Source organism: Sphingomonas faeni (assembly GCF_030817315.1).
Lineage (GTDB): Bacteria > Pseudomonadota > Alphaproteobacteria > Sphingomonadales > Sphingomonadaceae > Sphingomonas > Sphingomonas faeni_C.
In genome coordinates this window covers 444,381-455,337 of sequence record NZ_JAUSZF010000001.1, presented here as the reverse complement: position 1 = coordinate 455,337, position 10,957 = coordinate 444,381, and the positions used below count along the sequence as shown (strand labels likewise).

Below are 10,957 nucleotides of genomic sequence, written 5' to 3'. Positions count from 1 at the left end.
GCGTCGACCATGGACCGCCGCACCGTCATGGCGGGCGGCGTGGCCGGGGGCCTCGCGCTCGTCGGCACGCCCGCCTTCGCCGCCCGCCCCTCGCTCCCCAGCAAGCGCCCCGCGCTCGCCGACCGCAACTTCACCAGCCGCTCGGTCGAACGCGAGATCGCGCGCGTCTCGGCCCGTATCGGCGACCCGAAGCTGCGCTGGATGTTCGGCAACTGCTACCCGAACACGCTCGACACCACCGTCCGCATGTCGACCATCGGCGGCGCGCCCGATGCGTTCGTCATCACCGGCGACATCCCCTGCCTCTGGCTCCGCGACTCCTCCGCGCAAGTCCGTCCGTATCTCCATCTCGTCCGCGACGATCCCGCGTTGCGCACGCTCTTCCGCGGCCTGATCGCACGCCAGTCGCGGTCGATCCTGATCGACCCCTACGCCAACGCGTTCATGGAAAGCCCGACCGCCAAGACCGACCTCAGCTGGGCGCTGAAGGACCAGACCGAGATGAAACCCGGCGTGGCGGAGCGCAAATGGGAGATCGACTCGCTCTGCTATCCGATGCGGCTAGCATACGGTTATTGGCAGGCGACGCGCGACGCGACGCCGTTCGACGCGACCTGGGCCGAGGCGGCGCGCGCGAGCATCCGCACCTACCGTGAGCAACAGCGCAAGGACGGTCGCGGCCCCTACAGCTTCCTCCGATCCTCGAACCGCAACACCGAGACGATGGCGCTCGAAGGCTGGGGCAATCCCGCCAAGCCCAACGGCCTGATCCAGTGCGGCTTCCGCCCGTCGGACGATTCCTGCGTCTACCCGTATCTGATCCCGTCCAACCTGTTCGCGGTCACCACCCTGCGCGAACTTGCGGTCGTCGCGAGCGAAGCGCGTCACGACACCGCGCTCGCCGCCGATGCGACCGCGCTCGCGAACGAAGTCGAGGCGGCCCTCGTCGCACACGGCCGCATGCGGTTGCGTGACGGCCGCGAGGTCTGGGCATACGAAGTCGACGGCTTCGGCAACGCGATCTTCATGGACGACGCCAACGTGCCGTCGCTCTCCGCGCTCGCCTATATGGGCTGCGTCCCCGCCACCGATCCGCTCTGGCGCCGCACCGCGCAAGCCGCTTGGAGCGACGCAAACCCGTATTTCTTTAAGGGCAGCAAGGCCGAGGGAATCGGCGGACCGCATGTCGGGCTCGGCCAGATCTGGCCGATGTCGCTGATTGTCCGCGCGCTGGCGGGCGCCGACGATGCCACGGTCCGCGCGTGCCTGCGTATGCTGCGCGACACCGATGCCGACACCGGCTTCATCCACGAGGCGTTCGACAAGGACGATCCCGCCAAGTTCACCCGCTCCTGGTTCGCCTGGGCCAACGGGCTGTTCGGAGAACTGATCGTTCAGCTTGCCAACACCCGCCCCGCACTATTGGCGAGCGCATTATGAAGATTACCAGGCGCGCCCTGCTAGGCTCCAGCGGTGCGCTGGCGATCGCCGGTGCGGTCCCCGCCGCCGCGCGCTCGGCACAAGCAAAACCCGACCTCTGGATCGGCACCGGCGGCGACGGCCATACCTATCCCGGCGCGACGATGCCGTTCGGCATGGTCCAGGTCAGCCCCGATACCGATACCGAGAATTGGGCGAACTGCTCAGGCTATCATCACGGCGACCCGACCATGATGGGCTTCTCGCACACGCATCTGTCGGGCACCGGCATCGCCGACCTGATGGACGTGCTGGTCGTCCCCGGTCGCGGCGCCGTGAAGCTGTTGCCCGGCGCACCCGACAAGCCCGGCGAAGGCTATCGCCAGACCTACACGCAGGAGGTCACCGAGCCCGGCTATTACGCCGTCACGCTCGGCAACGGCGTCCGCTCCGAACTGACCGCCGAGACGCGCGTCGGGTGGCAGCGTCACCACTTCCCCGCCGGCCCCGGCCATCTCCTGGTCGACCTCGGCAACTACCGCGACAGCCGCCCCGGCGAGGGTCCGCTGATCGACGAGAGCCGGATCGAACTCGATACCGACGGCACGCTCACCGGCAGCCGCCGCACGTTCCGCTGGGCCAAGGGCCGCCGCATCCATTTCGCGATGCACGTCTCACCCAAGCCCGACCGGATCACGCTCCACGCCGGCGAGCAAAGCGTCAACGGCGCGATCGTCACCGCAGACCGCGTCCGGGCAGTTCTGCACTATGACGACGCCGGAAAAGCGCCGATCGTCGTCCGCACCGCCGTCTCGGCAGTCGACATGGCCGGCGCCCGCACCAACCTCGCCGCGTCCTATTTCCGCGACTTCGACATCGCGCGGCGTCAGGCGATCCGAACCTGGGCCGACACGCTGAAGGTCGTGAAGGTCGAGGGCGGCACCGACGATGCGCGCGTCATCATGACCACCGCGCTCTATCACGCGATGATCGCCCCGACGCTCTTCTCCGACGTCGACGGCCGCTATATCGGGCTCGATCGCGAGATCCATAGCGTGCCCGCCGGCGAACAGGCGTACAGCACCTATTCGACCTGGGACACGTATCGCACGCTCCACCCGCTGCTGACGCTGGTCGCCCCCGACCGCGCGAAATCGCTGGTCCGCGACCTGATCCGCCAGACGCAGCAAAGTGCGTACGGCCCGCCCTGCTGGCCGCTCCAGGGGGTAGAGACCGGCACGATGATCGGCTGGCATTCGGTCGCGATCATGGCCGAGGCCGCGTCAAAGGGCATCGACGCCGACTATGCCGCGGCATGGCCCGCGATCCGTACGCGCGCGTTCGATCCCGCGGCGCCCGATCTGGTCAACAGTCGCGCACGTGGCACGTATATCGAGCGCGGCTACCTCCCTGCCGATACGGTCGACGAGTCGGTCAGCCGGACTCAGGAATACGCCTATGACGACTGGGCGATGGCCACGCTCGCGCAGAAGGCCGGCGCGAAAGACGACGCCGACCGCCTGCGTCTCCGCAGCCGCAACTACCGCAACGTGCTCGATCCCACGATCGGCTTAGCGCGGCCAAAGCTCGCCGACGGCAGTTGGCTGACGCCCTACGACCCGATCCAGCTCAGCCACACCAAGCGCTACCGCGACTTCACCGAGGCGAACGGCTGGCAGACCACGTTCCTGAACCAGCACGACCTCTACGGCCAGATCGCGCATTTCGGCGGCGACGCGAAATTCGCTGCACGGCTCGACGCGCTGTTCACCGCACCGTCGACGCTGCCGAAGGACGCGCCGCCGGACATCTCCGGGCTGCTCGGCCAATACGCGCACGGCAACGAACCCGATCAGCACGTGCCCTATCTCTACGCCTATGTCGGCCAGCCGTGGAAGACGCAGGCGCTGGTCCGCAAGCTGCTCGACACGATGTACCGCAACGCACCCGACGGGATCATCGGCAACGACGATTGCGGCCAGATGAGCGCGTGGTTCGTGATGTCCGCACTCGGCTTCTACCCGGTCGATCCGGTGGCGGCGGTCTACGTGTTCGGTTCGCCGCTGTTCACCCACGCCGAAGTCCGCGTCGGCAAGGGTCGCAAGCTGGTCGTCGAAGCCCCCGGCAACCGCGCCGACACGCCCTACGTCGCGGCGGTCCAGTGGAACGGCAAGCCGTGGACCAAGAGCTGGATATCCCACGCCGATCTCGCGACTGGCGGCACGCTCCGTTTCACCATGTCCGCCACGCCGAACCCTGCATTCGGCGCGAAGCTCGCCGACCGACCGCCCTCGTTCGGCCAGCCCGCTGCCTGAGCCTCTCCCGGAGACGATGATGACCGAAGTTTCCCGCCGCCTGCTGCTCGCCTCGGGTCTAGCCGCCACCGCCACGCCAGCGATAGGTGCCGGCCGCGACACCGCGCCGAAACCCTGGGGTGCGACACCCTCGAAGCGCCAACTCGCCTGGCACGCGCGAGAGCAATACGCGTTCGTCCATTTCTCGATCAACACCTTCACCGATCGCGAATGGGGATACGGCGACGAGGATCCGAAGCTCTTCGACCCGACCGACTTCTCGCCCGACCAGATCGTCGCGGCAGCCAAGGCGGGCGGGATGCGCGGCATCATCCTGACCGCCAAGCATCATGACGGCTTCTGCCTCTGGCCGACGATGCTGACCGAACACTGCATCCGCAACAGTCCCTACAAGGACGGTAAGGGCGACATCGTCGGCGAGATGGAGCGCGCGACCCGCCGCGCCGGCCTCGATTTCGGCCTCTATCTCTCGCCTTGGGATCGCAACCACGCCGAGTACGGCCGCCCAGCCTATGTCGAATATTTCCGCAAGCAGGTGGTCGAGCTCTGCACGCGCTATGGCACGCTGTTCGAATTCTGGTTCGACGGCGCGAACGGCGGTGACGGCTATTACGGCGGCGCGCGCGACACGCGGAAGATCGACGCCCCGAAATACTATAATTGGCCGTCGATCGTCGCGCTGGTCCACCAGCATCAGCCGATGGCCTGCACCTTCGACCCGCTCGGCGCGGACCTGCGCTGGGTCGGGAACGAGGATGGCGTCGCCGGCGATCCGTGCTGGCCGACGATGCCGAACCATCCCTATGTCCAGTCCGAGGGCAATTCGGGCGTGCGCGGCGCGCCGCTCTGGTGGCCCGCCGAGACCGACGTCTCGATCCGGCCCGGCTGGTTCTATCACGCCGACGAGGATTCGAAGGTCAAGACGCCCGCGCGCCTCATCAAGCTCCACGACGAGTCGGTCGGCCGCGGCACCAACCTCAACCTCAACCTGCCGCCGGACCGCCGCGGTCGCCTCGCCGACATCGACGTCGAGACGCTGAAGTCGTTCGGCACCGCGCAGGCCGCGACCTTCGCCACCGATCTCGCAAAAGGTGCGGTCGCATCGGCAACCCACGTCCGCGGGAAGACCTATGCGGCCAGCACGGTGCTCGACGGCAACCGCGACACCTATTGGTCGACGCCCGACGCCATCACCACCCCGACGCTTACGCTCGACCTCCCGCCGGGCCGATCGTTCGATCTCATCCGCCTCCGCGAGTATCTCCCGCTCGGCATACGCGTCACCCGCTTCGCTATTGATGCGGAGATCAACGGACGATGGGAAAAGCTCGCCGAGCATTCGGGAATCGGCCCCCAACGGATCGTTCGTCTCGAAAAACCGATCGCCCCCCGCCGCCTCCGCCTGCGAATCCTCGAAGGCACAGCCTGCCCCGCGATCAGCGAAGTCGCGCTGTTCCGCCAGGTCGCGCCCGCTCCGGTCGCACCGGTCCGGAACACCGACACGACCACCGTCGTCACCAGCCGCTGGTCGATCGTCACCGCCACCGCACCGGGCGCCAAGGCGCTGCTCGACGACGACAGCGCAACCGCCTGGACCATGCCCGCACCCGCACCCGGCATACCCGCCTCGGTCACGATCGACCTCGGCGCGACCGAGACACTCGCCGGGTTCGTCCTCATCCCATCCCGCGCGGTGATGGCGAAGACCGCCCCGCCCAAGGGCTACCGGGTCGAGGCGAGCGCCGACGGCAAGACCTGGCAGGACATCGCCAAGGGTGAACTCCCCAACATCGCCTACGCGCTTGCCGCCCAGCGTATCGCCTTCGCCCGACCGACCGCCGCGCGCTACCTGCGCTTCTCGTTCGCCGAGACCGCCATCCCCGCGCAACGCCTCGCGATCGCAGGCCTCGGCGCGTTCAGGCCGAAACCAGGCGCATTGTGACGGGCATAGGTATATCCACCGCCACCCTGCCGCCGCAGAAGGAGAATCCAGATGACCGCCTATGTCGTATTCGTGCGCAACGAGATCACCGATGCCGCCGAGATGAAGCAGTATCAGGCCAAGGCACCGCTGGCCCGCGAAGGACGCACGCTGACCCCGCTGGCGTTCTACGGCGCGATCGAGACGCTCGAAGGTCCGACCGTCGACGGCGCCGTGATCCTCGAATTCCCGGACGTGGCCGAGGCGCATGCCTGGTACGACAGCCCCGCCTATCAGGACGCATTGCAGCACCGTCTCAAGGGCGCCGATTACCGGGTGTTCGTGATCGAAGGCCTCCCCAGCTAACTTCGGGCCAATCGATCCTCGGCTGGCGCGCCCAACCTGTACGCCAGCCGACAACCCTGTTCAGGAACGATGTCTTTCGATAGCCGTACAACGGCGCATCCCGATTGTCGGGTTCGAGAGGACATCTCATGAAGTTTACGCATCTCATCGCCGCCGGGTTGGCTTTCGCAACGCTCGGCCTCGGCGCCGCCGCTCCCGCAGAAGCGCAGCGCGGGTACAGCCAGCAGTATCGCGACAACGACCACCGCGGGGATCATCGTGGCGACCGTCGCGACTATCGCCGGAACGATCACCGCGGCGATCGCCACGACAACCGCCGCTATCGTGGCCGCGACAACGACCGTCGCAACTGGAACAACAACAATCGCCGCTGCCGCACCGAATGGCGCCATAACCGCCGCGTGCAGATCTGCCGCTGATAGGTCTTGAAATCGAGTGGGCGGTGGCGCGATGCTGCCGCCCACTCTCGTTGTGACTCCCCCAGAAGGATCCGGATCATGAAGCGTTTCCTCGGTACGGCCGCACTGATCGCCGCTACCTGCCTCTCCGCCGCCACCCCCGCGCTCGCCCAGTCGCAAGCCGACGACGCGCGTTTCGCCGCCGCCCAGTCACGCCTCGACAGCGAATTGCAGATCTTCCGCCAGGAATTCGATCGCTACCAGTCGCTCCGCGGCAATCGCGGCGGCTATGCGCCACAGGGCGGCTACCGCACCGCACCCGATCGGAGCGGTGGCTATCAGGAAGCCTATCCGGACGAGCGCGACGAAGGCAATTACGATCCATCACGCTATTACCGCGCAGGCCCGAACTACCAGGAACGCACGCTGGCAACCAACGACCGCGTCTATGCGGGCCAGGACGGCCAATATTACTGCAAGCGCAACGACGGCACGACCGGGCTGATCGTCGGTGCAGCGGGTGGCGGCATTCTCGGCAACGTCATCGACGGCGGCCGTTCGCGCATCGTCGGTTCGCTGCTCGGTGCAGCAGCGGGCGGCCTGGCCGGACGTGCGGTCGAGCAGAGCAACAACCAGGTCCGCTGCCGCTGACGTTGAAACTAACGCCTCACGGTTCCCCCGCGAAAGCGGGGGCCCAGGATCACAAGCGGTACCGTTCGTAACCCTGGGCTCCCGCGTTCGCGGGAGAACGGCATGGAGTAGCGGGAGACGGTAGGAGCCGCCCCCTACTTCGCCGGCCCGACCAGCTTCTGCGTAAAATACGTCATCTGCAGAGCCTGCAACCGAGCCCCCTGCTCGATATCCGCATCCCCCGAATGACCACCCGCGGTATCCTCATAGTAAAGATACGGCAGCCCATATTCCTTCAACCGCGCCGCGAACTTCCGCGCATGCTGCGGCCCGACGCGGTCGTCCTTGGTCGTCGTCCAGATATACGGCTCCGGATACGCGACGCCCTTCTTGATGTTCTGATACGGCGAGATCTTTTCGAGGAACGCCTTCTCCTCCGGCACCGTCACCGAGCCATATTCGTCGACCCACGACGCGCCAGCCGCGATCCCCTCATACCGGATCATATCGAGCAACGGCACCTGGATCGTCACCGCCTTCCACAGGTCCGGATGCTGGTTGAACTCGACCCCCATCAGCAGCCCACCGTTCGACCCGCCATAAATGCCGAGCTTGGCCGGACTCGTCAGCTTCCGCGCAAACAGGTCCTTCGCCACCGCGGCGAAGTCGTCGTAGATGACCTGCCGCTTGGTCTTCCGCCCAGCATCATGCCATTTAGGCCCGAACTCCCCGCCACCGCGGATGTTGGCAAGCACATAAGACCCGCCCCGCTCCAGCCACAGCTTGCCGGTGCTCCCCGAATAGCTCGGCGTCATCGACACCTGGAAGCCGCCATACGCCGTCATGATCGTCGGCGTGGTCCCGCCGAGCGTGATGCCCTTCTTGTGGACCACGAAGTACGGCACCTTCGTCCCGTCGGTGGAGGTCGCCTCGAACTGCTCGACCACGTCGTTCGACGCATCGAATTTCGGCGGCAACGTCTTGATCGGTTTTGGTGCAGCGAAAGACGCCGCATCCAGCGAATAGAGCGACGTCGGCGTCAGGAACCCCGTCACCGTCAGATACGCATCGTCGCTACGATCGGTCGTGCTCGCGACGTCGATCGAGGCATTGTCTGGCAACGCGATCGGCTTCGCAGTCCAGCCCCCCGCCCCGTGCGTATAGACCGACGCGCGGCCGCGGACGTTGTCCGACACCACCAGCAGCAGCTTCGATTTGGTCAACGCCATCCCGTCGACCGACTGGCGCGGCCCCGGTGCGAAGACGATCGTCGGATTGATCGTCCCCTTTTCGACCTCGGCAAGCGGTGCAGAGGCAACCGCCCCCTCGGGAATCTTGCCCCAGGGATCGCTGGTCGAGAAAATTACCTGCCCGTCGATCATTCCCGCCGGAAACGTCCGGTCGGGCAACGCGAGCGGCCGCGTCCCCGCCGGCGTCCACACCAGCTTGTCCGCACCGAAGAACGTCTTCCGCCGCTGGATCACGACCAGCCGGTTGCCCTTCTCGTCGGTCAGCACGTCGGCGCCGGTCGGCCCCTGGTCGGTCGCCGCGCCGCGATACACCTCGATAGCGGCGGTCAGCGGCTGGCCGCGCTTCACCTGCTTCAACACGAACGCATAGCCCGACTGCGTCGTCGTCCCCGCGCCCCAATCGCGCGCGACCAGCAGCGTATCCTTGTCGACCCAGCTCGCATCCTGCTTCGACTTCGGCAACATGAAGCCGTTCGCGACGAACGCTCCCGTCGACAGGTCGAACTCGCGGTACGTCACCGCATCCTCGCCACCCTCCGACAGCGCGACCAGGCACAGCCGCTCCTCGGGCTGGAGGCAAGTCGAACCCTTCCACACCCACTGCTTGCCCTCGGCCTTGCCCAGCGCATCGAGATCGAGCGCGGTCGTCCATTTCGGCGTTGCGCTCGCGTAATCCGCCGCGCTGGTCCAGCGCCAAAGCCCATGCGGATGCTCGGCGTCGCGCCAGAAATTATAGATCCGCCCGAACATCTGGTTCGGCATCGGAATGCGATCCTTCGCCGACGCGATCGCCAGCGCCTCGGCGTAGAAGGTCTTGTAGCGCGGATCGTTCTGCAGCCGCGGGAGAGTCTTCGCATTCTCCGCCTCGACCCAGGCCAGCGGCTTCGCGCCGTCCTTGTCCTCGAGCCAGATATACGGGTCAGCGGCTGTATCGGTTTTGGTCATCGGCGCGACTTGGGCAAGCGCAGCGGCGCCTGCAAGGCCGGTCGTCCCGCTCAATATCGTCGCCGCAAGCATCGAAGTCAGAACCCGCATACCGTATCTCCCTGAATTGCTTGGCGAGCTTCATGCCGGGGTCTATCGCCGTCCGCAATGCAACCGGACCAGATATCGGCGGCCGACGGCCTGCCCAAACCCCGCCGCTTCATCGCCATCGCCGCGATCTCGGCGGGCACGGCGCTGACGATTATCGACGGCGGTATCGCCACCGTCGCGCTCCCGACGATCGCGCGCGACCTGAACGTCGGCAGCAGCGCGGTGGTGACCGTCGTCACGGTCTACCAGCTGATCCTGGCAATGGCGCTGCTCCCGTTCTCGGGACTCGGCGACCGGATCGGGCTGAAGCGGATGTACCAATACGGCCAGCTGCTCTTCACGGTGGCGACGTTGCTCTGCTTCTTCGCGAAGAGCCTGCCGTTCCTCCTGGTCGTCCGCGCGGCACAAGCGCTCGGCGCTGCGGCCGCACTAAGCGTCTCATCCGCACTGATCCGCTCGATCTACCCGACCAAGCAGCTCGGCCGCGGGCTCGGCATCAACTCGGTCGTCGTTTCCAGTTCGGCGGCCCTCGCACCGACGATCGGCGGCTTAGTGCTGGCTATCGCCCCCTGGCCCTGGGTGTTCGCCAGCGCAGTACCGTTCGCGATCGCCAGCCTGCTACTCGGCCGCGCGCTGCCCGAACCGCAACGCCGTGACGAACCCTTCGACGTCCTCGGCGCAGTGATGTGCGCGGCGATGATCGGCCTCGTCATCGGCGGCGCGGAAAGCGCGGTCCACGGCGACAGCCCGATCGTCTCCGCCGCGATCGTGCTGACCGGCGCGGTGATCGGCTGGTTCTTCGTGAAGCGCGAACAGGGCGAGACCAAGCCGATCCTGCCGATCGACCTGCTCGCGCGCCCGGTGCTCGCGCTGTCGGCGATCGGTGCCTACACCGCGTTCATCGCGCAGATGACGCTGTTGCTCTCGACGCCTTTCCGCCTGACGCACGCCTACGGGTTCAGCGCGGCGGAAGTCGGCGCAGCGATCGCGCCGTGGCCGCTGGCCAACATGTTCGTCGCGCCACTCTCCGGCTGGTTATCGGATCGCTACCCCGCAGGCCTGCTCGGCGGCATCGGCATGGGCGTATCGATCTGCGCGCTGCTGCTGATCGCGTACATGCCCGCAGACCCCGGCTATTTCGACATCGCCTGGCGAATGGCTGTGTGTGGGTCGGGCTTCGGCATGTTCATGGCCCCGAACGCGCGCCTCATCATCGGCTCCGCCCCCCGCGAACGCGCCGCGGCAGCGGGCGGGTTGGTCTCGACGGTCCGCCTGGTAGGCCAGACCACCGGCGCCACCTTGGTAGCCGCCCTCCTGGCCATGGGCGTAGGCGCCGGTATGACCCCGCCGCTGGTCGCTGCCGGCCTAGCACTAGTGGCAGGCCTATGCAGCCTAAGCCGCCTCCGCCCCTCGATCCGCAACCCGCCGACCGAGGAAACCCAAGACGTTCAACCCGCACAACAGACGCGGTAACTCCTACTCCCTCTCCCCCCCGGGGAGAGGGTCGGGGAGAGGGGCAGCCCAGCAATGCTCCCCCCGGAAACAACCCCTCACCCCAGCCCCCCCCCCAAAGGGGAGAGGGAGCAGCAAGAAGCCAATCCTCCCCGTCCCGGGGAGGATTAG

At 66.9% G+C, this 10,957-nt stretch carries 8 protein-coding genes; 7 read left to right on the top strand and 1 reads right to left on the bottom strand.

All coding sequences use genetic code 11. The features are described from left to right. Positions 1-9: 9 nt before the first annotated feature. From QFZ54_RS02190 to QFZ54_RS02165, 6 genes are all read left to right on the top strand, one after another. Positions 10-1,440, top strand: coding sequence for a glycoside hydrolase family 125 protein (locus tag QFZ54_RS02190; protein WP_307089220.1), 1,431 nt, complete (start codon positions 10-12; stop codon positions 1,438-1,440). After that, positions 1,437-3,734, top strand: a complete 2,298-nt coding sequence (locus QFZ54_RS02185) for a GH92 family glycosyl hydrolase (protein ID WP_307084006.1) — start codon at positions 1,437-1,439, stop codon at positions 3,732-3,734. The genes QFZ54_RS02190 and QFZ54_RS02185 overlap by 4 nt, the downstream gene beginning before the upstream one ends. A 19-nt stretch (positions 3,735-3,753) precedes the next feature. Then, positions 3,754-5,676 carry an alpha-L-fucosidase gene (locus QFZ54_RS02180; protein ID WP_307084004.1) on the top strand — a complete coding sequence of 641 codons (1,923 nt, stop codon included), beginning with the start codon at positions 3,754-3,756 and terminating at the stop codon, positions 5,674-5,676. A 51-nt stretch (positions 5,677-5,727) separates the two neighbouring features. Next, positions 5,728-6,021, top strand: a complete 294-nt coding sequence (locus QFZ54_RS02175; protein ID WP_307084002.1) for a DUF1330 domain-containing protein — start codon at positions 5,728-5,730, stop codon at positions 6,019-6,021. 128 nt (positions 6,022-6,149) lie between these two features. After that, complete coding sequence (locus tag QFZ54_RS02170) at positions 6,150-6,440, top strand: hypothetical protein (protein WP_307084000.1); 291 nt, start codon at positions 6,150-6,152, stop codon at positions 6,438-6,440. Positions 6,441-6,518: 78 nt separating this feature from the next. Then, entirely contained in the window at positions 6,519-7,070 is a 552-nt protein-coding gene (locus QFZ54_RS02165; protein WP_307083998.1) for a glycine zipper 2TM domain-containing protein, read from the top strand. A 134-nt stretch (positions 7,071-7,204) separates the two neighbouring features. Here the strand turns inward: QFZ54_RS02165 and QFZ54_RS02160 are convergent, their stop codons facing one another. Beyond that, complete coding sequence (locus QFZ54_RS02160; protein WP_307083996.1) at positions 7,205-9,334, bottom strand: prolyl oligopeptidase family serine peptidase; 2,130 nt, start codon at positions 9,332-9,334, stop codon at positions 7,205-7,207. A gap of 57 nt (positions 9,335-9,391) precedes the next feature. Between QFZ54_RS02160 and QFZ54_RS02155 the strand changes: the two genes are divergently transcribed. Next, positions 9,392-10,807 (top strand): MFS transporter, encoded by a 1,416-nt coding sequence (locus QFZ54_RS02155; RefSeq protein WP_307083995.1) that lies wholly within the window; start codon positions 9,392-9,394, stop codon positions 10,805-10,807. Positions 10,808-10,957 lie beyond the last annotated feature (150 nt).

What these genes read in the sequence shown, in the direction of transcription:
- QFZ54_RS02190 (WP_307089220.1), top strand. Translation starts at nt 10, where the DNA reads ATGGACCGCCGCACCGTCATGGCGGGCGGCGTGGCCGGGGGCCTCGCG.
- QFZ54_RS02185 (WP_307084006.1), top strand. Translation starts at nt 1,437, where the DNA reads ATGAAGATTACCAGGCGCGCCCTGCTAGGCTCCAGCGGTGCGCTGGCG.
- QFZ54_RS02180 (WP_307084004.1), top strand. Translation starts at nt 3,754, where the DNA reads ATGACCGAAGTTTCCCGCCGCCTGCTGCTCGCCTCGGGTCTAGCCGCC.
- QFZ54_RS02175 (WP_307084002.1), top strand. Translation starts at nt 5,728, where the DNA reads ATGACCGCCTATGTCGTATTCGTGCGCAACGAGATCACCGATGCCGCC.
- QFZ54_RS02170 (WP_307084000.1), top strand. Translation starts at nt 6,150, where the DNA reads ATGAAGTTTACGCATCTCATCGCCGCCGGGTTGGCTTTCGCAACGCTC.
- QFZ54_RS02165 (WP_307083998.1), top strand. Translation starts at nt 6,519, where the DNA reads ATGAAGCGTTTCCTCGGTACGGCCGCACTGATCGCCGCTACCTGCCTC.
- QFZ54_RS02160 (WP_307083996.1), bottom strand. Translation starts at nt 9,334, where the DNA reads ATGCGGGTTCTGACTTCGATGCTTGCGGCGACGATATTGAGCGGGACG.
- QFZ54_RS02155 (WP_307083995.1), top strand. Translation starts at nt 9,392, where the DNA reads ATGCAACCGGACCAGATATCGGCGGCCGACGGCCTGCCCAAACCCCGC.